The organism is Cupriavidus sp. SK-3, assembly GCF_000611145.1.
Taxonomy (GTDB): Bacteria; Pseudomonadota; Gammaproteobacteria; order Burkholderiales; family Burkholderiaceae; genus Cupriavidus.
Genome location: NZ_JFJV02000031.1, coordinates 23,643 through 47,081 on the forward strand (window position 1 = coordinate 23,643; position 23,439 = coordinate 47,081).

The following is a 23,439-nucleotide window of genomic DNA, read 5'->3' on the forward strand; positions in this document are numbered from 1 at the left end:
TCGAAGAAAAAGATTGTAAGGCAATTCCTTTTGCTGCGCAACAGCTAATTGCGCAACAATGGGCAAAGGCGCAAGACCATGCCCCTGCAACGCATGCCAGCGCGATGGCGCACCGTCATTCAGTCCTTGTCCGTGCCGTCCGGGCTGCGCTGCCATGCGCTGGCCGGGAACTGAAAACTGTCTCGCTGCAGCAGGTCGTCTCGCTGCCAGATGACGCGGTCGGGACGTACCGTCAGCATCCAGGTGGTGGTCACGCGCGGGTTGGGTTCGGCGAAGGCGCGCGGCGTCAGCAGCGCTGCACAGGGGCCGTGTTCCGGGTCGCGTACCGAGGTGTAGCGGATCATGCCCAGGCCTGCCTCGCGCGCCACCCGGGCCAATGCCTGGCACGCATCGTAGCGGACGGGATCGGTCCAGTGCGCCGCATCCTCCACGAAGGGCGGGGCGTCGAGCGCGATGCCGTCGGTGCGAACGCTGACCTGAAACAACGTGTGCGGGCGCGCATCGATGCGCGGCAGCGCCGGACTGTCGAGCAGGAAGCGCCAGCGCCAGTAGCCAAGTTCGGCGCAGGCGGTGCGAATGTCGTCGGCGCCGTAGAACACGCCTGGATCCTGTTCGGCGCGAAAGCGCGAGCCCCACGGCGACGGGGGGTAGCGGAACGGCGTGAACAGCAGGTAATGGAGATGGCGCGCCTCGGCGGGCACGGCGGGCTTGCCGGCGTCGAGCACGGCTTCGAGCACGGCCTGTTCTTCCAGGCTGTCGACCAGCGGCATGGTCGAGACTACGTGCTGGGCCTCCACCGCGCGCCAGAGCGTGAGCGCAAAGGCCTTGCGCTCAGACGCGACCGCGGGTGGCATCCAGATAGTGAACGACACGTACCAGCCCCTCGGTTGTGCGGATCAGGTCGAGCGGTTTGCCGCCCAACGCCAGGTTTTCATTGGCAAGCCAGAGACGGGCCTGGTCGCTGTGTCCAAGGATGGCGTCGAGCGAGCGGAACAGGCGCACGAACAGCACGCCGAATTCCCATTCCTTGCGGTGCGCATCGAGCACATAGCCGCCGGATGCCATTCGGGAAACGGAGGCTGTGCTGATGCCCAGCACGTTGGCCACGCCTGCCTGGCTGATGCCGAGAAAGCCGGCGGCACGCATCACCGCCTTGGTGAGTGTGGTGCCGGGGTCCGGACTGCCGGCAGGAAGATGCTCGGGGACTTGCCTGGGTTGCATCGCCTCGCTCCTGTTTCTTCAGAAACATTATAGGCGGTTCGTTTCGTAAGGGAAGTATTAAACGACGCCGCATCTGTAGGATCTGTAGGGTTTGGTGGCTTCGGCGGCGGCAAGTTCTCGGCAATACGATATGTGGCTGGCCAGGTCGCACAGGCCTGATAGGTGATAGGCCTGATAGGTGATAGGCCTGATAGGCCTAATAAGTCTCGATGTGGAGCCGTCCCTCCGCTTTCATGCGCGCCTCCAGTTCGGCCCAGGGAAGTCCCGCATCCGCGCACGCATCCCCGAACGCGGCGAGCACGCCGTCTTCCATGCCTTTGAGACCGCAGATATAGATATGGCCGTGCGGGTCGTTCAACAGGCCGGCCACGCGCGCGCCGGCATCCCGGATAGCGTCCTGCACATAACGGCGTGGCTGTCCGGGGTCGCGCGAGAAGGCGAAGTGGATATCCAGGAAACTCGTCGGCAGTTTCATCAGCGGGCCGAAGTAGGGCAGTTCCCGCGCATTGCGCGCGCCGAAAAACAGCATGCGCTGCCCGGCGAAATGGTCAAGGTTGCGCCGCATGCGTTCGGTCATCGCGCGCATCGGTGCCGAGCCTGTGCCGGTGCAGATCATCATCACGCTGGCTTCGCGGTGGTTCGGCATCAGGAAGGTGCTGCCGAACGGGCCGACCACGCGCACCTCGTCGCCACGCGCGAGGTCGCACAGGAAGTTGGATGCCACGCCGCGAACCGGCCGCCCCTCGTGGTCCTGCTCGACCCGCTTTACCGTCAGCGCGATGTTGTTGTAGCCCGGCCGCTCACCATCGCGCGGGCTGGCGATCGAGTACATGCGGATATAGTGCGGCTTGCCCGCCGCGTCGGTGCCGGGCGGCACGATGCCGATGGCCTGGCCTTCCAGCACCGGGAAGAAGTGCTGCCCGAAATCCAGCACGATGTGGTGGACGTCGCTCGATGCGTCGTCGGCGGTCAGGCGGTAGTTGCCGGCGACAGTGGCCGTGGCGGGAGCACGCACGCCGTGCAGGTTGACGTAGGGATGCGCGGCCGACCAAGGCGCCTTGGGCGAGGTATGCCCGCTGGTTTCCACCTGTTGCGCCAGCGGTTCCGGCGCGCTTTCCGGCGCGGCCGGATCGGGCTGGCTCTCTGCCTCGCCGGTTGCCGGCAGCGGCGTGTCGCCAGGCAGTTCATCCCAGAGCAACTGCGCCTCGATCGGATAGGCCTCGCTTTTCAGCATGGTGCGCCAGTTGTCGATGGCACCGGTAGGGCACGGCGACAGGCAGGCGCCGCAACCATTGCATACGTCGGCCTTGACCACATAGTTGCGGTCGTCGTGGGTAATCGCGTCGATCGGGCAGGTGTCTTCGCAGGTGTTGCAGCGGATGCAGATTTCGGGGTCGATCAGGTGCTGCCTGATGATCTCGGGGGCGCCCATCTCTTGTCTCCTTGGCGTGCGGCGGGTCTGTTGCCGCCGCTGCGCCGAACGTTGCCGGTGGGTCAGTCGTTGCGTCAGTTGAAGCGCACGTACTCAAAGTCCATGGGCTGGCGGTTGACGCCGACCATCGGCGGCGCGATCCAGTTGGCGTACTTGCCGGGTTCGGTCACGCGGCCCATCAGCGAGGCAACAAAGGCGCGGTCTTCTTCCGTTGCCAGCCATTCGCGTTCACTCGCCTGCCACTGGCCTTCGGTGAGCAATTCGCCGGCGGGCGAGACATGCACGTTGGCAAGGCTGCCGATCTTCCGGTTGAACGCCTTGTGCGGCACCGTCATGCGGAAGTCGATGCCGTGCTTTTCAATCACCTTGTTCCAGCGCGCCACGCCGCCGATGGAATCCTTGATGTAGTCGTCGCGCAGCACCTCGTTGAGCGCGTTGAGCATGGGTACCTCGCGCTCGCCCAGGCGGCCGTCCTGGATATCGAGGATGCGGTACACGTCGCCCTTGAGCACGTGGTCGTCGTTGCGCTTGCCCTCCTCGAATCGGCCCTTGAGCCCGGCGCTGTAGAAGGTGGCGGCGTTGGACGACTGGTCTGCGCCGAACAGGTCGATCGTCACGCTGTAATGGAAGTTGAGATAGCGCTGGATGGTTTCGAGGTCGATCACGCCCGCCGCGCGGACGTCGGCCGGGTCCCGGATATCGCGTTCGCGCATTACTTCGCAGGTGCGCTGGATCACGCGTGAGACGCCGGATTCGCCCACGAACATATGGTGGGCTTCCTCGGTCAGCATGAAGCGCGTGGTGCGCGCCAGCGGATCGAAACTGGATTCGGCCAGCGCGCAAAGCTGGAACTTGCCGTCGCGGTCGGTGAAGTAAGTGAACATGAAGAAGGCCAGCCAGTCGGGCGTGCGCTCATTGAAGGCGCCGAGGATACGGGGGTTGTCATCGTCGCCGGAACGGCGCCCGAGCAGCGCTTCGGCTTCTTCCCGCCCGTCGCGGCCGAAGTGGCGGTGCAACAGGTAGACCATGGCCCACAGGTGGCGGCCTTCCTCCACATTGACCTGGAACAGGTTGCGCAAATCGTACAGGGACGGGCAGGTCATGCCGAGATGGCGCTGCTGCTCGACCGAGGCCGGCTCGGTGTCGCCCTGGGTGACGATGATGCGGCGCAGGTTGGCGCGATGTTCTCCCGGTACCTCCTGCCAGGCAGCCTCGCCCTTGTGCTCGCCAAAATGGATGCGGCGCGCAGGATCGGCGGGCTGGAGGAAGATGCCCCAGCGGTAGTCCGGCATCTTGACGTGCTCGAAGTGCGCCCAGCCGGAGGGGTCGACCGAGACCGCGGTGCGCAGGTAGACATCGTGCTGGTGCGAGCCCTCCGGCCCCATGTCGCGCCACCAGTCGAGGAAGGCGGGTTGCCAGTGCTCCAGCGCGCGCTGGAGCGCGCGGTCATCCGACAGGTTGACGTTGTTGGGGATTTTCTGGCTGTAGTCGATGCTCACGGGATGTCTCCTGGTTTTCTTTTTGTCTTCTTTTATCTTCTTTTGTCTTGTCGCGTGTTGCCTTACGAGTGCCGGTTCAGACGCGGTCCCAGTCGAAGCGGGCCTTGTTGCCGGAGCCGAAGACTTTGAGCGCGCCGTGTTCGCCAATGGCATTGGGCCGGTTGAAGATCCAGTTTTGCCAGGCGGTGAGGCGGCCGAAGATGCGGGTCTCCATGGTTTCCGCCGGCCCGAAGCGCAGGTTCGCTTCGAGCCCGGTCAGCGCGTCCGGCGACAGGCTTGCGCGCTCTTCGATGGCGATGCGGATCTCGTCTTCCCAGTCGATGTCGTCGGGTGTGGCGGTGACCAGCGCCAGCGAGGCGGCGCTGATGGCATCTAGCGGCGCGCCGGCATGGTCCTGCACGGCCTGGATCGCGGCCTCATCCTGGTAGAAGCGCGCGGCCAGCCGCGTCAGCCCGTTGACCATCGGGTAGCGGCCGAAGTTGGCAGCGCAGGCGAACACGCGCGGCGCGTCGTCCGGCGCGTCGGGCAGGTGCAGCATATAACTGCGGTCGGCGGCCAGCGCCAGTTCCAGCAAGGTGCCGGCAAAGCACGAGTCCGGTTCGATCAGCGCGAACAGCGTGCGGGAGGAAACTTCCAGGCGCGCCAGCGTGCGCCGCAGCATGCCGATGGTCTCGCGCACGAACCAGTGGCCGGCATGCGCTTCCAGCAGGGCATCGGTGGCCAGGACCTGATGCGGGTCGCCTTCGGTCTTGAGAATCCAGATGCCGATATCGAGATGATTGGCGCGCAGCGTGAGGATGGCGTCGTCGAGCTCGCGCGCCATCTTCAGCGGCCACCAGTCGGCGCCAGCGGCAAGGATCTGGGCGAGCGCCTGCGGCTGCTGTTTGCGGGGGCCGAATACCGTCAGCGTTGCCTTGCGCGCAGCCGGGTCCAGGTGTACCTGGACGGTGTCATAGCGGTAGCCGTGCGCATCGTGGCTGCGCGACAGCGGCGTGAGCCGTACGCCCGGCTGGTCCGCGGGGCGGTCGCTGTCGGCGGCAAGCGCAAGCGCGCGCTGCTGTACGTGTTCGGCGAAGCGCGCCGGTTTCACCACGGCATCGACCAGCTTCCACTCCAGTGCCCTCTGTCCGCGCACGCCCTCGGTGGTGGTGCAGAAGATGTCGGCATGGTCGCGCCGCACGCGGCGCTTGTCGGTGACGCGCGTCAGGCCGCCGGTGCCCGGCAGCACGCCGAGCAGCGGCACTTCGGGCAGGCTGACGGCCGATGAGCGGTCATCGACCAGCACGATTTCATCGCAGGCCAGGGCAAGCTCATAGCCGCCGCCGGCGGTGGTGCCGTTGCAGGCCGCGATGAATTTCAGGCCTGAGTAGCGGCTGGCGTCCTCGATGCCGTTGCGGGTTTCGTTGGTGAACTTGCAGAAGTTCACCTTCCAGGCATGGGACGACTTGCCGAGCATGAAGATGTTGGCGCCAGAGCAGAAGATGCGTTCCTTGGCGCTGGTGAGCACCACGGTACGCACCTCGGGATGCTCGAAGCGGATGCGCTGCAGGGCATCGTGCAGTTCGATATCCACGCCGAGGTCGTAGGAGTTCAGCTTGAGCGCATAGCCGGGCCGCAGGCCGCCGTCCTCGTCGACATCCATGGACAGCGTGGCGACCGGGCCGTCGAACGCCAGTTTCCAGTGGCGATACGTCGCGGGGTCGCGTTCGAAAGTGATGGGGGGATGCGCGGTGGTGGCAGGGACGGCCGGGGCGGACATTGTTGTCTCCTTTATGCACTATATTGTCGATCATCCTCTGTGATGAAATATAGTGCACAAATCCGGGCGGCGCAATCCTTGTGCGATAACTTTCAGGCCGGGCTGGCACGCCGGGCAGCAGCCAGCGCCGCCGCTCAGGTGCCCAGCGCGCGGAGCTGGGCGCGCAGCGCCTGCAGGGAGGTGTTGGGATCCTGGCCGCTGGTGTCGATCGTCGCATCGGCACGCGAGTAGAGCGGGGTGCGCGCCTGCAGGATGCGGCGCAAATCGTCCATGGCCTCCCGGTTGCCTTCCATCGGGCGCATGTCACCTTGCGCCACCACGCGCGCCATATGCTCCTCGGGCGAAGTCTTTACCCAGACCGTGTAGCAGCGCGCCAGCAGCAGGTTGAAGGTGGAGGGCTCCGAGACCAGGCTGCCTGGCGTGGCAAGCACCATGCGATCGTGCTCGCGCAGCACGCGTTCGAGTGCGCGCATCTCGTAGCGGCGGTAGGCCGCCTGTCCGTACAGCGAGTGAATCTCTGCCAGGCTGGCGCCGGCTTCCTGCTCGATGACGCCGTTCAGTTCCACGAAGGGGACTTCCATTGCCGCCGCCAGCGCCCGCCCGAGGGTGGATTTGCCCGCGCCGCGCAGCCCGATCAAGGTGATGCGGCGATGACGCATGTCATGGGACGCGGACGGCGCCAGCGCGTGATGGCAGGCTTCGCGCACGCGCGCCAGGTCACCTGCGGGCAGTTGCGCCAGCCATTGCACCAGTTGCGAGAATTCGGAGGCCGGCTGGTCGCCAGGGGCATGCTGCGTTTCCATCTCCGCGAGCACCACCGGCAGGGGCACGTCGAGCGCGCGCGCGACCTGCCGCAGCAGCAGCACGGAAGCATTGCCGGTACCGGTTTCCAGGTTGGCGAGATAGCGCTCGGAAACCTCCGCGCCGCGAGCCAGGTCCTTGCGCGACATGCCGCGCGCAGCGCGCAGCGAACGAATGCGCTCCCCGAGTTGTGTCAGGTAGGGGTTGCGCTCGCCAGCGGGGCGGGAGTCGGAGGAGTCTGGGGCCAGCAGGGGATCTGGATCGCGGCGCATGGACGGCTTTTACGTGTCAATGAGATCCGGGAGGCATCCGGATCGGGGTTGCGATTATAAGGGACAGTACGCTTGTGTCATATAGTGCATTACTCTGCTTGCATAATAGTTGATATGCAATAAAATGCATCAACAAAAGAAAGTACAGAAGACACACAAATACCTGACTCCGTTTCCCCATGACCGAGCGTGACCGGGGGGCGGCATCGAGGAGTGGAGACATGACGCCCCCTGTTGCATCCCCGTCCCCGGTGGCCGGTGCGGGTTTGCCGCCGGCTGCCGTCGCAGTGCTGCCGGCCCGGTACAACGCGGCCGCGGACCTGCTGACGCGCAACCTCACCGCCGCCCGCGCCGGCAAGATCGCCTATGTGGACGATGCCGGCACGCTCACCTTTGCCGCGCTCGACCAGCGCAGCCGGTGTTTTGCCGCCGCGCTGCTGGCGTCCGGTGTGCGGCCGGAGGAGCGCTTGCTGTTGTGCGCCCTCGACACCACCGATTTCCCCACGGTCTTCCTCGGGTGCCTGCTGGCTGGCGTGGTACCCGTGGCTGTGAATACCCTGCTGACGGTCGACGACTACGCTTATATGCTGGAGCACAGCGGCGCGCGCGCGGTAGTGGTGTCGGCGCCGCTGGCAGCCACGATGCGCGAGGCCATCGGCAAGGCCGGCACGGATCCCGCGCTGATGCTGGCCGGCCCCGATGACGCATCCGCCGGCCCGGCGCCAAGCGTGGCCGGGATGGCAGGGCAGGGCGCGCCGCTGGAAGGCGCTGCCGCAACGCGACCGGACGACATTGCGTTCTGGCTCTATTCGTCCGGCTCCACGGGGCGGCCGAAGGGCACCGTGCATACGCACGGCAACCTGTTTCATACCGCCGATCTCTATGCGCGCCAGGTGCTCGGCCTGCGTGAAGACGATGTGGTCTTTTCCGCCGCGAAGCTGTTCTTTGCTTATGGCCTGGGCAACGCGCTGACGTTCCCGCTCGCTGTTGGCGCCACCACGGTGCTGATGGCCGAGCGCCCCACGCCGCAGGCTGTTTTCCGGCGCCTGCGCGAGCACCGGCCCACGGTTTTCTGCGGCGTGCCGACGCTTTACGCAGGCATGCTGGCCGCAAGCGACCTGCCCGCGCGGGCGGACGTCGCACTGCGGGTTTGCACCTCGGCGGGAGAAGCGCTGCCAAAGGATATGGGCGATCGTTTCCAGGCGCATTTTGGCTGCGACATCCTTGATGGGATCGGCTCCACGGAGATGCTGCACATCTTTCTCTCGAACCGTCCCGGCGACGTGCGCTACGGCACCACCGGCAAGCCGGTGCCCGGCTATGCGCTGAAGCTGCTCGACGAAGCGGGTCACCCGTGCGCGCCGGGCGAGATCGGCGACCTCTTTATCAAGGGGCCGAGCGCCGCGCTGATGTACTGGGGAAACCGCGACAAGAGCCGCGACACCTTCGTTGGCGAATGGACCCGCAGTGGCGATAAATACCTGCAGGATGCGGACGGCTATTTCATCTACGCCGGGCGCAGCGACGACATGCTCAAGGTAGGCGGCATCTATGTCTCGCCATTCGAGGTGGAGGCGGTGCTGGCGCAGCACCCGGCCGTGCTGGAGGCCGCGGTGATCGGCGTGACCGATGCCGACGGGCTGGTCAAGCCCAAGGGCTTCGTGGTGATGCGCCCCGGCCGCTCGTGGCATGAGGACATGGCGGCGGAGTTGCAGGTCTTTGTCAAGTCGCGGCTGGCGCCCTACAAATATCCGCGCCAGATCGAATGCGTGGCCGAGTTGCCGAAGACGGCCACCGGCAAGATCCAGCGTTTCCGCCTGCGCCAGCGCGAGGAAGCTGCGCCGGCCGGGGGCTGACAATCAAAGTCAAGGCAAGAAACGAAGATATAAGCAAAGGCAAAAGCATGCAAAGCGAGTTGGTGGAAATTCCTTTCGACGGCCGCCGTATCCAGGTGGAAGTGCAGTGGCTGCGCCCGCACCGGCAGGAGCGCCCGCTGGTGGTCTTCCTGCATGAAGGGCTGGGTTCAATCAGCATGTGGCGCGACTTTCCGGCCGCCCTGTGCGAGGCCGGCGATTTTCGCGGGCTGGTGCTGTCGCGCTATGGCTATGGCCGCTCCACGCCGCGTCCCGCGGAGGAAAAGTGGGGCGTTGACTTCATGCACCGGCAAGCGAGCGAGGCCTTGCCGGCGCTGTTCGATGCACTTCAGATCGGGCCCGGCCGCAGCCGCGGCGTGCCCTGGCTGTTCGGCCACAGCGACGGCGGCTCGATCGCCCTGATCTACGCCGCCAGCTTCCCGCAGGCAGTCGACGGGATCACCGTGCTGGCGCCTCACATCATGGTCGAGGACGTGTCGGTGAACAGCATCCGGGCCACCCGCGAAACCTATCTGCAGACCGATCTGCGCAGCAAGCTGGCACGCCATCATGCCGACGTGGATTCGGCCTTCTGGGGCTGGAACGACATCTGGCTCGATCCCGCCTTCCGCGCCTTCGATCTGCGGCCCTTGCTGCCGCAATTGCGTTGCCCTGTGCTCGCCGTGCAAGGCGAAGACGACGAATACGGCACCATGGCACAGATTGAGGGTATCCATCGATATGCGCCACAAACCGTCCTGCTTAAACTCCCGCGATGCGGCCACTCGCCGCACCGCGACCAGCCAGGGCCGTTGACGGATGCGGCGGTCCGGTTTATAACGGCGCATACTTCATACCTAAAATAATTTCGCGCCCCCTGCACGTTGGCCTGCATTTCCAGCGATTCCGGCAGTTCGCGAAGTCCGCGATTGCCGCGAGTAGCCCGGAAGCCCGCAGGCCGGCGATGCCGGCTCAGGCGACGGAAGTCGGCTTGACCACCAGGAGACATCCATGCATCGCTTCACATCGCGCGGGCTGGCGCCCGCATGCCTTGCCATTGCTGCATCCTTCGCCTTCGCCGCGGGCGCCAGCGCCCAAGGCACTGGCAAAATCAAGGTTGGCTTCATGCTGCCCTACACGGGTACTTACGCCTCCCTCGGCAATGCCATCGAGAATGGCTTCAAGATGTACGTGCAGGAGCAGGGCGGCAAGCTGGGCGGGCGTGAGATCGAGTACTTCAAGGTGGATGACGAGTCCGATCCCGCCAAGGCGCCGGAGAACGCTACCAAGCTGATCAAGCGCGACCAGGTCGATGTGGTGGTAGGCACGGTGCACTCCGGCGTGCAGATGGGCATCGTCAAGGTAGCCAAGGAAAACAACACGCTGCTGATCATTCCCAATGCGGGCGTGGACGAAGCCACAGGTCCGCTGTGCGGCCCCAATATCTTCCGTTCTTCGTTCTCGAACTGGCAGCCGGGCTATGCCATGGGCCACGTGCTGGCCGAACGCGGCATGAAGAAGGTGGTCACGCTGACCTGGAAGTACGCGGCCGGGGAGCAGTCGGTCAAGGGCTTCAAGGAGGCCTTCGAAGCCAAGGGCGGCAAGGTGGTGAAAGAGTTGAGCCTGCCGTTCCCCAACGTCGAGTTCCAGGCGCTGATCACCGAGGTGGCATCGATCAAGCCCGATGCGGTGTTCGTCTTCTTTGCCGGCGGCGGCGCCGTCAAGTTCGTCAAGGACTGGGCCGCGGCGGGCCTCAAGGACAAGATCCCGCTTTACGCCTCGGGCTTCCTCACCGACGGCACGCTGGAAGCGCAGGGCAATGCGGCGCAAGGCCTTGAAACCACGCTGCACTATGCCGATGGCCTGTCCAACGCGCGCGACAAGGGCTTCCGCCTGGAGTACGCCAAGACCTACAAGCTGCAGCCGGACGTGTACGCCGTGCAAGGCTACGACGCTGCCCAGTTGCTGGCCGCCGGCGCCAGCGCGGTGAAGGGTGATATGACCAGGAAGGGCGAGGTCATCAAGGCGATGGAGCAGACCAGGGTCGACAGTCCGCGCGGCGCCTTTACGCTGTCGAAGGCGCACAATCCGGTGCAGGATTTCTACCTGCGCAAGGTGGACGGCCGCGAGAACAAGGTCGGCGCGATTGCCGTAAAGGGGCTGGCCGATCCGGCGCGCGGCTGCCGTCTCTGAACGGTTGAACGCTGTGGCCCGGCGCCGCTCCCGCGGCACCGGGCAGAAGTCCGGCCCGCCATGCCGTGTCCCGTCCGGGCCGGTAGCGTCGGAGCCGCATACCGCAACCGAGTTGCCGCTTTGCCGCATGGATATCCATGGATATCGTTTCCTTCTTCATACAGTGCCTTAACAGCATCCAGTACGGTTTGCTGCTCTTCCTCGTGGCGAGCGGCCTGACCCTGATCTTCGGCATCATGGGCGTGATCAACCTTGCCCACGGCAGCTTCTACATGCTGGGTGCCTACCTGGCCTTCACTCTGGCGGGGCTGACCGGCAACCTGTTGATCGCTATCCCGCTGGGCATTGTGCTGGCGGTGGCATTCGGCTATGTGCTGGAGTGGGTGTTTTTCAGCTATCTCTACGAGCGCGAGCATCTGCAACAAGTGCTGATGACCTACGGCCTGATCCTGGTGTTCGAAGAGATGCGCAGCATCCTGGTGGACGACGACGTGCACGGCGTGACGGTGCCGGCGATACTCGACTGGGCGCTGCCGATCGGCAACGACATGACCTATCCGGTCTATCGCCTGTTTATCTCGGCGATCTGCCTGCTGGTGGCCGCGGCCATGTACCTGGTGATCCGCCGCACGCGGCTGGGCATGATGATCCGCGCCGGTGCCACCAACCGCGAGATGGTGCAGTCGCTGGGCATTAACGTCACGGTGCTGTACCGCTTCGTGTTCGCCCTCGGGGTGGCGCTGGCGGTGCTGGCCGGCATGATCGCAGCACCGGTGTCCTCGGTCTATCCCGGCATGGGCGGCCAGGTGCTGATCGTGTGCTTCGTGGTGGTGGTGATCGGCGGCATCGGCTCGGTCAAGGGGGCCATGGTGGCCTCGCTGCTGCTGGGCTTTGTCGACACGTTCGGCAAGGTGTTCTGGCAGGAGGCCTCCGGCGTGCTGATCTACCTGTTGATGGCACTCATCCTGCTCTGGAAACCCCAGGGCTTGTTCAAGGCGGGGTAAGGATATGCCGAGCGATATCAACGCACTGGACCGCCCGCTGCGCGCGCGTGGCGGGTCCGCGCACTTGCTGGGCGGCCTGGGATGGCTGGCGGCCTTTGCCGTGCTGGCGGTGCTGCCGCTGCTGCTGAATGCGGACGGGCAACGTTTCTATATCGAGCTGCTTAGCAAGGTCATGATCATGGCCATCTTCGCGCTGTCGCTCCAATTGCTGATCGGCTACAGCGGGCTGGTCAGCCTGGGCCACGCCGCCTATTTCGCCATGGCCGCCTATGCCACCGCGATGATGGCGCCGCAGGCCGGGCCGGGCAATGGCTGGCTCTTGCTGCTGGGCGCGCTTGGCGCGGCGGCGCTGCTGGCGCTGGTGGTGGGCGCGCTGGTGCTGCGCACGCGCGGCATCTATTTCATCATGGTCACGCTCGCCTTCGCCCAGATGGTGTACTTCGTGTTCCACGACACCAAGATCGCAGGCGGCAGCGACGGCACCTATATCTATTTCCGTCCCGAGTTCGGCTTGTTGGGGGCGCGGCCGTTCGATGTCAACGACGTCACGCATTTCTACTGGCTGGTGCTCGCCGCGCTGGCGCTGACGGTGGCCGGCCTGGCTGTGGTGCTGCGCTCGCGCTTCGGCCATGCGCTGGTGGGCATCAAGCATAACGAGCAGCGCATGCGCGCCGCCGGCTACGCCACCTACCGCTATCAGCTCGGCGCCTTCGTGGTGGCCGGCACGTTTGCTGGCCTGGCGGGCTATCTGTATGCCATCCAGTATGGCTTCGTCAATCCGGAGATCGCATCCTGGCACCAGTCCGGCAACGCTATGCTGATGGTGATCCTGGGCGGCGCCGGAAGCCTGGCCGGGGCGGTGCTGGGCGCCTTTTCCTTCGTGCTGCTCGCGGAATGGTTCAGCACGCTGACGAAGCACTGGCAACTGCTGATGGGCGGTTTCGTCATCGTGGCGGTGGCCTTGCTGCCACATGGACTGGTCAGCCTGGCGCGCGGGGTTGCGCGCCGGCGCCAAGGGGGATCCCGATGAATGCACCTGTCTTGTCGGCCCGCAAGCTGACCCGCCGCTTCGGTGGCCTCACGGCGGTGGGCGACGTGGATATCGACCTCGCCTTGCATGAGATCCACGCGGTGATCGGCACCAATGGCGCGGGCAAGTCGACGCTGATCAATATGCTGTCGGGCGAACTGCCGCCTTCGTCGGGCAGGCTGCAACTGCAGGGGCGCGACGTGACCGGCTGGTCGCAGCCGCGCCTGGCGCGCGAAGGCGTTGGCCGCAGCTACCAGCGCAACAATATCTTCCTGCCGCTGACGGTGCGCGAGAACTGCCGGCTGGCGGCCCAGTCGCGCGCGCAGCGGGCCTGGCGGCTGTGGGAAGACGCGCAGCGCTGCCGCACCAGCCGCGCGCTGGGCGACGAGGCGCTGGAGTGCGCCGGCCTGGCGGGTTGTGCCGATACCGTTGCCACGGCCTTGTCGCATGGCCAGAAGCGCCAGCTTGAGGTCGCCATGTGCCTGGCCACCCAACCTACCGTGCTGCTGCTGGATGAGCCGCTGGCGGGCATGGGCGCGGAGGAGTCGGCGCGCATGCTGGCCCTGTTGCGCTCGCTGCGCGATGGCCATGCGGTATTGCTGGTCGAGCACGACATGGAGGCGGTTTTCTCGGTCGCCGACCGTATCACCGTGATGGTTAACGGCGCCGTGATCGCCTCGGGCGAACCGGACGCGATCCGCGTCAACCGCGAAGTCCAGCAGGCTTATCTTGGCGAAGAGGGCGAAGAGGGCGAGGAGGGGGTGGCGACCCCCGTGCACGCGGCGCCACGCAGGGAGCAAGCGGCATGAGCGCGATGATTCAAGCGAGCGGCGTGCACGCCTGGTATGGCAGCAGCCATGTCCTGCGCGGGGTCGATTTCAGCGTTGGCGCGGGCGAGACCGTGGGATTGCTCGGGCGCAACGGCATGGGCAAGAGCACGTTGCTGCGCACCTTGCTGGGCCATGTGCGGCAGCGCGAGGGAACCATTCTTGCCGCCGGGCGCGACGTTTCGCGCGCGCAGCCCTATGAGGTGGCGCGCCTGGGAGTGGCCTACGTGCCCGAAGGGCGTGGGATTTTCCCCAACCTCTCCGTGCGCGAGAACCTGGTGATGGCGGCGCGCAAGGGTCCGTCAGGACGGCTGGACTGGGACGAGGCAAGGGTGCTGGATCTCTTTCCGCGTCTCAAGGAGCGCCTTGGCCATGGCGGGCAACAGCTTTCCGGCGGCGAGCAGCAGATGCTGTCGATCGGGCGCGCCCTGATGACGAATCCCGACTGCCTGATCCTGGACGAGGCGACCGAAGGCCTGGCGCCGCGTATCGTCGCCGAGATCTGGCAGGTCATCGCTACCGTGCGTGCCACCGGCATTGCCTCCGTGGTGGTGGACCGCAACTACCGCACCGTACTGGCTAATGCCGACCGCGTGGTGGTGCTGGAGAAGGGCGCGGTTGTCATGAACGGTCCCGCCGCGGAACTGGCGGTGCAACCGGGCCTGCTGGATCGCTATTTGGGTGTCTAATTGTGCCTAAATAGACACAAATTGTGGTGGTGTAGCAACGGCAACACGCATGTGCGGCTTCGCCAGGTTTGTGGTTCAAGGCGCGCAAAGCGCTTGACCGGCCGGGACTTCCCTCTCATGCTTGATGCGTCATCAGCATATGGCAGGTTTCCAGGCAGGATGCTCCCCAGTGGTCGTCACCCGGCACTTCATCTAGAATGGCGCGCGTTTGTGCAATGCAATAGCGGCGCGTTGCCGTTGCGCCCGATCCGGCGCTCGCGCCGTGTGCCGAGGGCGTTGCGCGAGCCCTTCAACCAGACCTTTATCCATGACCCAGCCCGCAACCACCAGTCACTATTTTGTAGAAAGTCCCAGCAGGCGCGCGCTGGTGATCGGGGCAATCGGCGTCGTCTTCGGCGATATCGGTACCAGCCCGTTGTATGCGTTGAAGGAGTGCTTCAGTAGCGAGCATGGCATTCCCTTCAGCGACGCGGCCGTGATGGGCATCATTTCCATGCTGTTCTGGGCGATGATCATCGTGGTGTCGCTCAAGTACGTGATGTTCGTCATGCGGGCCGACAACGACGGCGAGGGCGGCATCCTGGCCCTGATGGCGCTGGCGCTGCGCACCGCCGCGCCGCGTTCGCGGATGGCGAAACTGCTGATGATGTTCGGCATCTTCGGCGCCTGCATGTTCTATGGCGACGCGGTGATCACGCCCGCGATCTCGGTGCTGTCCGCCGTCGAGGGCCTGGAAATCGCCGCGCCCGGGCTTTCTCACTTTGTCATACCGATCACGCTGGTGATCCTTGTGGCCCTTTTCATGATCCAGCGCAGCGGCACCGCCGCGGTGGGCAAGCTGTTCGGGCCGATCATGATGGTGTGGTTCGTGGCGCTCGGCGCGCTGGGCGTGTATCACATGGTGCATGCGCCCGGGATCCTGATGGCGGTGAATCCGTACTATGGGGTCATTTTCCTGATGGAGCATTCGCTGCAGGCCTTCGTGGTGCTCGGCTCTGTGTTCCTGGTGCTGACCGGCGCGGAAGCGCTCTATGCCGATATGGGCCACTTCGGCATCCGTCCGATCCGCATGGGCTGGTTCGCGGTGGTGATGCCGTGCCTGATGCTCAACTATTTCGGCCAGGGCGCCATGCTGCTGCAGAATCCCGAAGCCATCAGCAACCCGTTTTACCTGATGGTGCCGCAGCCTTTGCTGATCCCCATGGTGCTGCTGGCCACCTGCGCAACGGTGATTGCCTCGCAGGCGGTGATCTCGGGTGCCTTCTCGCTGACCAGCCAGGCCATTCAGCTTGGCTTCGTGCCGCGCATGCGCATCCGCTATACATCGGACGCGGAAATCGGCCAGATCTACCTGCCGGTCATCAACTGGCTTCTGCTGGTGCTGGTGGTGATCGTGGTGGTGGCCTTCAAGAAGTCCGACAATCTGGCGGCTGCCTACGGCATCGCGGTGACCACCACCATGGTGATCACCACTTTCCTCGCCGCCGTGGTCATGCGCAATGTGTGGAAATGGAACCCGGTGCTGGTGACGCTGATCGGCCTGACGTTCCTGCTGGTCGACCTGGCCTTCTTCTCCGCCAACCTGCTGAAGATCGCCGAGGGCGGCTGGTTCCCGCTGCTGATGGGCGGCAGCGCCTTCTTCCTGCTGATGACCTGGCACAGCGGCCGCAAGCTGCTGCGCGCGCGCAGCCTGGAGGATGGCATTCCGCTCGAACCCTTCATCGGCGGCCTGCTGGCTCACCCACCGCACCGGGTCGAAGGGACGGCCGTCTTCCTGACCGGCAATACGGAGTCGGTGCCGGTCTCGCTGCTGCACAACCTCAAGCACAACCGCGTGCTGCATGAACGCGTGGTGTTCCTGAGCTTTGTGACGCGCGACGTGCCCTACGTGGACGACGATCATCGCCTCACGTGCAAGGACCTTGGCGGCGGCGTGTTTATCCTCAAGTCAGAATACGGCTTCAAGGAAACACCGGACGTGCAGCGGGTGCTGGACCTCGCCCAGCGCAAGCTCAATATGCAGTTCGAGTTGATGGAGACGTCGTTCTTCATCGCACGCGAGTCGGTCATTCCTTCAAAGCTGCCGGGCATGTCGATGTGGCGCGAGAGCTTGTTCGCCTGGATGCATCAGAACGGCGCCAAGCCTTCGGATTTCTTCCAGATCCCGGCCAACCGGGTGGTGGAACTTGGTACCAAGGTGGAAATCTGACGGCAGGTTTGAGGGCTCGCATGCGCTGACGAGCCACCGCCGTGCAAACTGAATGTTTGATGCCCTATAGCTACAAGATCTGTCAATTCCTGGGTCTTGTAGCCATAGGGCATCTTTTTTTGGTTTGATGTCTGTTGTCCACCGGCTACGACCCGCCGGGTGGCGGTTGGCTGGTTTGTGCGCGGGACCGGCCTCCGCACGTTTCGGATGGCCTGGGTTCGGGTACATCGAACTATCGCTTGAGCCACTTACGCGCGCAAAGGGGCCCAAACGATCTCATCGCGCTGCAGTGCTAACCCTGGATGCGTCCGCGGGGCTCCGTGCGGGCGATGCGCTGCACCTTGCCTCTGCGCTGTATGCCAAGGCCACGACCATGGCGACGCTCGATGACGTGCTGGCCCGCAATGCGAAGCGAATGAAGATCAATCCGCTCGAGTTTTGAGCGCCGCCTGGCGGGGCGCTCCTTATCGCCTACCTCGCAGATTCACGTCTCCAGGGGGTAACTCCGTCACGATGCCGCACACGCAACAAAAGAAGCCCCTGTGCATGGCACAGGGGCTTTTATCCACGGGCGCCTGACGCTCAGCGCTTGAGCTTGGCGAACGCCGCCGCCATCGCGCCGGACGGCTCCGCTTCGCGGCGCTGGCCGCCGAAGCCCTTGCCCTGGCCGGGGCGCTGCCCCTGTCCCTGGCGTGGCCCGTTGCCGCGGTCCGATTGTCCCGCGCGGGCCGGGCCCTGGCCGGGCTCGTCGTCCAGGCGCATGGTCAGGCCGATACGATTGCGCTTGACGTCCACCTCCATCACCTTGACCTTGACGATCTGGCCGGCCTTGACCGCCTCGTGCGCGTCCTTGATGAACTTGGTGGAGAGGGCGGAGATGTGGACCAGGCCGTCCTGGTGCACGCCGATATCGACGAATGCGCCAAAGGCTGCGACGTTGGTGACCACGCCTTCGAGCACCATGCCGGGTTGCAGGTCCTTGATGTCCTCCACGCCGTCCTGGAACGTCGCGGTCTTGAACTCGGGACGCGGGTCGCGGCCGGGCTTCTCCAGTTCGGAGAGAATGTCGCGCACCGTAGGCAGGCCGAAGGTCTCATCGGTGAAGGTCGTCGGCGACAGGCCGCGCAGCGCGTCGCGGTTGCCCATCACGTCGGGCAGGCCTTTCTTGATATGGTCGAGGATGCGCTTGACCACAGGGTAGGCTTCCGGGTGCACCGAGGAGCGGTCCAGCGGATTGTCGCCATCGTTGACGCGCAGGAAGCCGGCGGCTTGTTCGAACGTCTTGTCGCCCAGGCGCGGCACCTTTTTCAGCGCATCGCGGTTGGCGAATGCGCCGTTGGCATCGCGATACTCGACGATATTGCGCGCGAGCACGGTGTTCAGGCCCGATACGCGCGCCAGCAGCGGGGCCGAGGCGGTATTCACGTCCACGCCCACGGCATTCACGCAATCCTCCACCACGGCGTCCAGCGCGCGCGCCAGCTCGCGCTGGTTGACGTCATGCTGGTACTGGCCCACGCCGATCGACTTCGGGTCGATCTTGACCAGCTCGGCGAGCGGATCCTGCAAACGGCGCGCGATCGAAACCGCACCGCGGATCGACACGTCCAGATCGGGGAATTCCTTGGCCGCCAGTTCCGATGCGGAGTACACCGAGGCACCGGCTTCGCTGACCACGATCTTGGTCAGCTTGGCCTCGGGCAGCTGTTTCATCAGGTCCTGCACCAGCTTGTCGGTCTCGCGGCTGGCCGTGCCGTTGCCGATCGAGACCAGCATCACATTGTGCTGCCTTGCCATGCGCGCCAGCGTGGCGAGCGAGCCGTTCCAGTCGCGGCGCGGCTCGTGCGGGTAGATGGTGGCGGTGTCGATGAGCTTGCCGGTGGTGTCGACCACGGCCACCTTGCAGCCTGTGCGGATGCCCGGGTCGATGCCCATCACCGACTTCGGACCGGCCGGCGCGGCCAGCAGCAGTTCGTGCAGGTTGCGGCCGAACACCTTGATGGCTTCGCTCTCCGCGGTTTCGCGCAGTTGCGTCAGCAGCTCGGTCTCGAGGTGCGGCTGCACCTTGACGCGCCAGCACCAGCGGCACACGTCGGCCAGCCACTTGTCGGCGGGACGGTTCTGGTTCTGGATGCCGACGTGGCGGGCAATCATGCCTTCGCACGGGTGCGGCACCATGGCGTCCTGTTCCTCGCCCAGGCCGAGCTTGACCATCAGCACGCCCGCATTGCGGCCGCGGAACAGCGCCAGCGCGCGGTGCGACGGAATGGTGCGGATGGTCTCGCTGTATTCGTAGTAGTCGCGGAATTTCTCTTCCTCCGCGCCTTCCTTGCCTTCCATCACGGACGAACTCACCATGCCGTTGTTCCACAGGTGTTCGCGCACCTTGCCGAGCAGTTCGGCGGTTTCGCCGAATTGCTCCGACAGGATGTCGCGTGCGCCGTCGAGTGCGGCCTTGACGTCGGGCACGCCGCCATCGGCGGTGGGATTGCCGTTGACGTACTTGGCGGCCTCGGCCTGCGGGTCCAGCGTGGGATCGGCCAGCAGGGCAAGGGCCAGCGGCTCGAGCCCGCACTCGCGCGCGATCTGGGCACGGGTGCGGCGCTTGGGCTTGTAGGGCAGGTACAGATCTTCCAGGGCCTGCTTGGTCTCGGCGCCTTCGACGGCTGCGCGCAGTTCGGGCGTCAGCTTGCCTTGCTCCTCGATGGAAGCGAGGATGGTGGCGCGGCGCTCTTCCATCTCACGCAGGTAAAGCAGGCGCTCTTCCAGGTTACGCAGATGCGTGTCGTCCAGGTTGCCGGTGACCTCCTTGCGGTAGCGCGCAATGAACGGCACGGTCGCGCCTTCGTCGAGCAGTTCTACGGCCGCGGCCACCTGGCGGGGTTGGACGGAGAGTTCGGCCGCGATGAGCGACACGATCTTTTGCATGACGGAAGCTGGCAGATTGGACATCAGGAAAACAGTCGGTCGAAAGCGGGGCATTTTGCCACAAGCTTGCCGCGGCGCGGCGCGGTGTTCAGGGCTGGGCACAGCCGGCGTTCCGGCGGAGGCTGGCCAGGCATCAATAAGCCGCCGTGCCCTGGGGCAAGAAGCGGGGCGGATGTTAGAATCCGGGCATGATCGTCAAGCCACATCCGGCCCCACTCGCGGCCGCGTTATCCGACTGCTCCGCCGCCCCGGCCAAGGCCCGCTCTCTGTCCGCGCAGTTGCGGCTTGCCTTGCTGTGCGCCGGCCTGGCGGTGTTGCTCATGCCAATGCGCGGCCATGCGCAGGCGGCCCCGGGCGCTGCGCAGGCCCTTGCCCAGGCAACTGAGGCGCAAGCGCCGCAGCCGCCGTCGCGGGATTTCGCCGCGGAGCGCAAGGCCATCGTCGATTCGCGTGCCTGGACCGATTATCGCTACGGCAAGGCGGAGCACGATTGTTACAACAGTTTTTTTGTTACGCACTGCATCGACAAGGCCAAGGATGTGCGCCGCGGGGAACTGCAGGTGCTGCGCAAGCGGGAACTGGAGGTTGGAGAAGCGGAGCGCGCCTTCAAGGCGGTCGAGCGCGACCAGGCACAGGCCATCAAGCGTGCCGAGTACGAAGCCAGCCAGCCTGCCCGCGAAGCCAACGAACGCGCCAGCCGCGAGAGTTTCGAGCGCAAGCAGCAGGAACAGCAACTGCGCGATGCGCAGCATCAGGCCGATGCTCCGCAGCGTGCCGCCAATGCCGAGGCTTACAACAAGAAGCAGGCTGACTTCGATGCGCGCGTCAAGGCATCGCAGGAGCAGGGCGCGCAGCAGGCCAGGCAGCGCCAGGAAAATGTAAAGGCGTTCGAGGCGAAGCAGCGCGAAGCCGAACAACGGCAAAAAGACGTCGACGAGCGCCGCGCCAAGGCCAAGGAACAGCAGGGGCAGGCCACGACGCCGCGTCCCTTCGGTTTCTGAGCGGTGCGAGCCGCGCCCACAGCCGGGGGCAATACCGGCGACAATGGCCGGTGCAAGACGACGCGACGCGCCACGCGGTGCCAGCGTCGGAAGCCATACCGGCCCCCCCGCGGCCCCGGCGCAGAAAGCCATCCCGGCCCGCCGGCGCCAGCGCCGGCTTTGATCGGGGGAGCCCATGGACCGCAACCTGAATACCTTATCGCGGCAGATCATGGAGTTGCAGATCGAACACCGCGATCTCGATTACCTGATTGACCGCATGGCGGCTGACGCCACGCACGACGAGCTGCAGCTGCGGCGCCTGAAAAAGCGCCGCCTCAAGCTCAAGGATGCGATTACCTTGCTCCAGCTTCAGCTCGAGCCGGACGTGCCCGCCTGATTCCCCTTGTCCACGGGCCGTCGCTGAAGCGGTCCGCCATAAAGCCTCGCCTTGCCCGCCTCCGAAGAAGACCTTTCCGCCACGCCCGCGGTCCCCGTAACGACCACTGTGTCCGCTGCGGCCGACACGCCTGATACGCCTGATACGCCCGCAATGCCGGCCGCCAGCGGTGCCGGGCCGTCCGGCGCCGCGGTATCGCATGCCGCCGAACTGGCTACCATCTTCGCCCCGACCGGGACCCTGGCGCAGGGCATCGAAGGCTACCGCCCGCGTGAGGCGCAAGAGCGCATGGCCGAGGCCGTGGCCAGCGCGATCGAGCGCGCCGACACGGTCATCGTCGAGGCCGGTACCGGTACTGGCAAGACCTTTGCCTATCTGGTCCCCGCCATGTTGTGGGGCGGCAAGGTCATCCTCTCCACCGGTACCAAGAACCTGCAGGACCAGCTCTTCCTGCGCGATATCCCCACGGTGCGGCGCGCGCTCAATGTGCCGGTGTCGGTCGCGCTGCTCAAGGGGCGGGCCAACTATCTCTGCCACTACCATCTGGAACGCGCCGAAATCCAGGGCCGACTGGCCTCGCGGCAGGACGCCGCATGGCTGCGCGAGATCGGCCGGTTTGCCAAGGTGACGTCCACGGGCGACAAGGCCGAGCTTGCCTCGGTGCCGGAAAACGCGCCGGTATGGCAACTGGTCACTTCGACCCGCGACAACTGTCTCGGCACGGAATGCCCGAACTACAAAGAGTGCTTTGTCATGCGCGCGCGCAAGGAGGCGCAGCAAGCCGACCTGGTGGTGGTCAACCATCACTTGTTCTTTGCCGACGTCGTACTGCGCGACACGGGCATGGCGGAACTGCTGCCGGCGGCCAATACAGTAATCTTCGACGAGGCGCACCAGCTGCCGGAGACGGCCACGCTGTTCTTCGGCGACAGCCTGTCGACCAGCCAGTTGCTGGAGCTCGCGCGGGATACCGTGGCCGAAGGCCTCTCGCACGCGCGGGACGCCGCCGACTGGGTGCGCATCGCGGCGCCTCTGGAGCGCGCCGCGCGGGACTTGCGGCTGGCCTTTACCAAGGACAATGCGCGCCTGGCGGTGAACCAGATCGAAGCGGACCCGCGCATCAGCAAGCCCTTTTTTGAGACGCTGGGCGCACTCGAAAGTGCGCTGGGGGAGTTCGTGACCCTGCTGGAAAGCCAGGCAGAGCGCGCCGAGTCGCTGGAGCAGTGCCACCGCCGCGCGGTGGAGCTCGATCAGCGCCTGGCGGCCTGGCGCAGCGAATCCAAGGCCGCGCCGCAGCCCGCCGCGACCGGCGAGGCGCAAGATGGCGCGGCGGCGGCCCCCGCAGCCGCATTCGGGCCGGACACGGTGCGCTGGGTGGAGGTGTTCTCCCAGACGGTGCAGTTGCATCGCACCCCGTTGTCGATCGCGCCGATCTTCACGCGTCAGCGCGAAGGGCACCCGCGAGCCTGGGTATTTACCTCGGCCACGCTCTCGGTGAAGGGCAATTTCAGCCACTACGCTGCCCAGCTCGGGCTGGACAAGGACAGGTCGCTGACCTTGCCAAGCCCGTTCGACTACGCCGAGCAGGGCCTGCTCTACGTGCCGCGAGACCTGCCGGCGCCGCAGTCGCCCCAGTTCACGGAAGCGGTGGTGCAAACCGCGCTGCCGCTGATCGAGGCGGCGGGCGGGCGCGCCTTTCTGCTCTGCACCACGCTGCGGGCGGTGCAGCGTGCCTCCGATATGCTTTACGAGGCCTTCGCGGAGCGCGGCCTGGCACTACCCCTGCTGGTCCAGGGCCAGGCCAGCCGCACAGAACTGCTCGACCGTTTCCGTGAGCTTGGCAATGCGGTGCTGGTCGGCAGCCAGAGTTTCTGGGAGGGCGTCGACGTGCGTGGCGAGGCGCTGTCACTGGTGATCATCGATAAGCTGCCGTTTGCGCCACCCGACGATCCCGTGCTGGCCGCACGCATGGAAGTGCTGCAGAAAAAGGGCCTGAGCCCGTTCGCCGTGCACCAGTTGCCGCATGCGGTGATCACGCTCAAGCAGGGCGCGGGGCGCCTGATCCGCTCCGAAACAGACCGTGGGGTGCTGGTGATCTGCGATACCAGACTGGTGGAGAAGCCCTACGGCCGCCAGATCTGGCAGAGCCTGCCGCCCTTCAAGCGGACGCGCGAGGCCGAGACCGTGATCCGCTTCCTGGAATCGATCCGCGACGGCGGGGAGGCGCCAGCGGCGGACCAAGGGGGCGAAGCGCGGCCCGAGTGAGCAGGCAGCAAAAAGCCCGGTCTCGACCGGGCTTTTTGTTGCCGGGGCTTGCGCCTCCGGCATATTCAATTGCATGC

The 23,439-nt window shown here is 65.5% G+C and carries 19 protein-coding genes; 12 read left to right on the forward strand and 7 right to left on the reverse strand.

Translation table 11 applies throughout. The features are described 5' to 3' along the window. Nucleotides 1-119: 119 nt before the first annotated feature. The 6 genes from CF70_RS02875 to CF70_RS02900 form a co-directional block, all read right to left on the reverse strand. A complete protein-coding gene (locus CF70_RS02875) occupies nt 120-872 on the reverse strand; it encodes an RES family NAD+ phosphorylase (RefSeq protein ID WP_200876684.1) in 753 nt (250 codons plus the stop codon). Next, entirely contained in the window at nt 832-1,221 is a 390-nt protein-coding gene (locus tag CF70_RS02880) for an MbcA/ParS/Xre antitoxin family protein (protein WP_035860093.1), read from the reverse strand. The genes CF70_RS02875 and CF70_RS02880 overlap by 41 nt, the downstream gene beginning before the upstream one ends. Before the next feature lie 196 nt (nt 1,222-1,417). After that, nucleotides 1,418-2,653 carry a benzoyl-CoA 2,3-epoxidase subunit BoxA gene (gene boxA, locus CF70_RS02885; RefSeq protein ID WP_035860095.1) on the reverse strand — a complete coding sequence of 412 codons (1,236 nt, stop codon included), beginning with the start codon at nt 2,651-2,653 and terminating at the stop codon, nt 1,418-1,420. A gap of 74 nt (nt 2,654-2,727) precedes the next feature. Continuing rightward, a complete protein-coding gene (boxB, locus tag CF70_RS02890) occupies nt 2,728-4,152 on the reverse strand; it encodes a benzoyl-CoA 2,3-epoxidase subunit BoxB (protein WP_035860099.1) in 1,425 nt (474 codons plus the stop codon). Nucleotides 4,153-4,228: 76 nt separating this feature from the next. Beyond that, nucleotides 4,229-5,911, reverse strand: a complete 1,683-nt coding sequence (gene boxC / locus CF70_RS02895; protein WP_035860101.1) for a 2,3-epoxybenzoyl-CoA dihydrolase — start codon at nt 5,909-5,911, stop codon at nt 4,229-4,231. A 134-nt stretch (nt 5,912-6,045) separates the two neighbouring features. Continuing rightward, nucleotides 6,046-6,984 (reverse strand): helix-turn-helix transcriptional regulator, encoded by a 939-nt coding sequence (locus CF70_RS02900; RefSeq protein WP_035860104.1) that lies wholly within the window; start codon nt 6,982-6,984, stop codon nt 6,046-6,048. 221 nt (nt 6,985-7,205) lie between these two features. Between CF70_RS02900 and CF70_RS02905 the strand changes: the two genes are divergently transcribed. The 9 genes from CF70_RS02905 (at nt 7,206) to CF70_RS02945 (ending at nt 17,231) form a co-directional block, all read left to right on the forward strand. After that, on the forward strand, nt 7,206-8,840 hold the full coding sequence (locus tag CF70_RS02905) for a benzoate-CoA ligase family protein (RefSeq protein ID WP_035860107.1): 1,635 nt from the start codon (nt 7,206-7,208) through the stop codon (nt 8,838-8,840). Nucleotides 8,841-8,887: 47 nt separating this feature from the next. Continuing rightward, a complete protein-coding gene (locus CF70_RS02910; RefSeq protein ID WP_035860113.1) occupies nt 8,888-9,703 on the forward strand; it encodes an alpha/beta fold hydrolase in 816 nt (271 codons plus the stop codon). A gap of 145 nt (nt 9,704-9,848) precedes the next feature. Continuing rightward, nucleotides 9,849-11,030: an ABC transporter substrate-binding protein gene (locus CF70_RS02915; RefSeq protein WP_035860116.1), complete on the forward strand. Its 1,182-nt coding sequence runs from the start codon at nt 9,849-9,851 to the stop codon at nt 11,028-11,030. A gap of 137 nt (nt 11,031-11,167) precedes the next feature. After that, on the forward strand, nt 11,168-12,034 hold the full coding sequence (locus tag CF70_RS02920) for a branched-chain amino acid ABC transporter permease (protein WP_035860117.1): 867 nt from the start codon (nt 11,168-11,170) through the stop codon (nt 12,032-12,034). A gap of 4 nt (nt 12,035-12,038) precedes the next feature. Next, on the forward strand, nt 12,039-13,064 hold the full coding sequence (locus CF70_RS02925; protein WP_051648000.1) for a branched-chain amino acid ABC transporter permease: 1,026 nt from the start codon (nt 12,039-12,041) through the stop codon (nt 13,062-13,064). After that, complete coding sequence (locus CF70_RS02930) at nt 13,061-13,873, forward strand: ABC transporter ATP-binding protein (RefSeq protein WP_035860119.1); 813 nt, start codon at nt 13,061-13,063, stop codon at nt 13,871-13,873. The genes CF70_RS02925 and CF70_RS02930 overlap by 4 nt, the downstream gene beginning before the upstream one ends. Then, nucleotides 13,870-14,580 carry an ABC transporter ATP-binding protein gene (locus tag CF70_RS02935; RefSeq protein ID WP_035860120.1) on the forward strand — a complete coding sequence of 237 codons (711 nt, stop codon included), beginning with the start codon at nt 13,870-13,872 and terminating at the stop codon, nt 14,578-14,580. Before CF70_RS02930 ends, CF70_RS02935 begins: the two co-directional genes overlap by 4 nt. Nucleotides 14,581-14,887: 307 nt before the next feature. Further along, nucleotides 14,888-16,789: a potassium transporter Kup gene (locus CF70_RS02940; protein WP_035860122.1), complete on the forward strand. Its 1,902-nt coding sequence runs from the start codon at nt 14,888-14,890 to the stop codon at nt 16,787-16,789. A 289-nt stretch (nt 16,790-17,078) separates the two neighbouring features. Continuing rightward, entirely contained in the window at nt 17,079-17,231 is a 153-nt protein-coding gene (locus CF70_RS02945) for a hypothetical protein (protein ID WP_235184864.1), read from the forward strand. A 140-nt stretch (nt 17,232-17,371) separates the two neighbouring features. Here CF70_RS02945 and CF70_RS02950 read toward each other — a convergent pair whose 3' ends face one another. Continuing rightward, a complete protein-coding gene (locus tag CF70_RS02950; protein ID WP_035860124.1) occupies nt 17,372-19,741 on the reverse strand; it encodes a Tex family protein in 2,370 nt (789 codons plus the stop codon). Nucleotides 19,742-19,905: 164 nt separating this feature from the next. Between CF70_RS02950 and CF70_RS02955 the strand changes: the two genes are divergently transcribed. From CF70_RS02955 to CF70_RS02965, 3 genes are all read left to right on the forward strand, one after another. Further along, complete coding sequence (locus CF70_RS02955) at nt 19,906-20,718, forward strand: hypothetical protein (protein WP_035860127.1); 813 nt, start codon at nt 19,906-19,908, stop codon at nt 20,716-20,718. Nucleotides 20,719-20,893: 175 nt separating this feature from the next. After that, a complete protein-coding gene (locus tag CF70_RS02960) occupies nt 20,894-21,097 on the forward strand; it encodes a DUF465 domain-containing protein (RefSeq protein WP_035860131.1) in 204 nt (67 codons plus the stop codon). Between the two features lie 153 nt (nt 21,098-21,250). Next, entirely contained in the window at nt 21,251-23,362 is a 2,112-nt protein-coding gene (locus CF70_RS02965; RefSeq protein WP_152561672.1) for an ATP-dependent DNA helicase, read from the forward strand. The last annotated feature ends 77 nt before the right edge of the window (nt 23,363-23,439 follow it).

Bases quoted from the DNA above. Each gene is read 5' to 3' on its own strand.
- CF70_RS02960 (WP_035860131.1), top strand. From the start codon at position 20,894: ATGGACCGCAACCTGAATACCTTATCGCGGCAGATCATGGAGTTGCAG.
- CF70_RS02900 (WP_035860104.1), bottom strand. From the start codon at position 6,984: ATGCGCCGCGATCCAGATCCCCTGCTGGCCCCAGACTCCTCCGACTCC.
- CF70_RS02920 (WP_035860117.1), top strand. From the start codon at position 11,168: ATGGATATCGTTTCCTTCTTCATACAGTGCCTTAACAGCATCCAGTAC.
- CF70_RS02905 (WP_035860107.1), top strand. From the start codon at position 7,206: ATGACGCCCCCTGTTGCATCCCCGTCCCCGGTGGCCGGTGCGGGTTTG.
- CF70_RS02910 (WP_035860113.1), top strand. From the start codon at position 8,888: ATGCAAAGCGAGTTGGTGGAAATTCCTTTCGACGGCCGCCGTATCCAG.
- CF70_RS02925 (WP_051648000.1), top strand. From the start codon at position 12,039: ATGCCGAGCGATATCAACGCACTGGACCGCCCGCTGCGCGCGCGTGGC.
- CF70_RS02940 (WP_035860122.1), top strand. From the start codon at position 14,888: ATGACCCAGCCCGCAACCACCAGTCACTATTTTGTAGAAAGTCCCAGC.
- CF70_RS02915 (WP_035860116.1), top strand. From the start codon at position 9,849: ATGCATCGCTTCACATCGCGCGGGCTGGCGCCCGCATGCCTTGCCATT.
- CF70_RS02930 (WP_035860119.1), top strand. From the start codon at position 13,061: ATGAATGCACCTGTCTTGTCGGCCCGCAAGCTGACCCGCCGCTTCGGT.
- CF70_RS02965 (WP_152561672.1), top strand. From the start codon at position 21,251: ATGCCGGCCGCCAGCGGTGCCGGGCCGTCCGGCGCCGCGGTATCGCAT.
- boxC (WP_035860101.1), bottom strand. From the start codon at position 5,911: ATGTCCGCCCCGGCCGTCCCTGCCACCACCGCGCATCCCCCCATCACT.
- CF70_RS02955 (WP_035860127.1), top strand. From the start codon at position 19,906: ATGATCGTCAAGCCACATCCGGCCCCACTCGCGGCCGCGTTATCCGAC.
- CF70_RS02880 (WP_035860093.1), bottom strand. From the start codon at position 1,221: ATGCAACCCAGGCAAGTCCCCGAGCATCTTCCTGCCGGCAGTCCGGAC.
- boxA (WP_035860095.1), bottom strand. From the start codon at position 2,653: ATGGGCGCCCCCGAGATCATCAGGCAGCACCTGATCGACCCCGAAATC.
- CF70_RS02950 (WP_035860124.1), bottom strand. From the start codon at position 19,741: ATGTCCAATCTGCCAGCTTCCGTCATGCAAAAGATCGTGTCGCTCATC.
- CF70_RS02935 (WP_035860120.1), top strand. From the start codon at position 13,870: ATGAGCGCGATGATTCAAGCGAGCGGCGTGCACGCCTGGTATGGCAGC.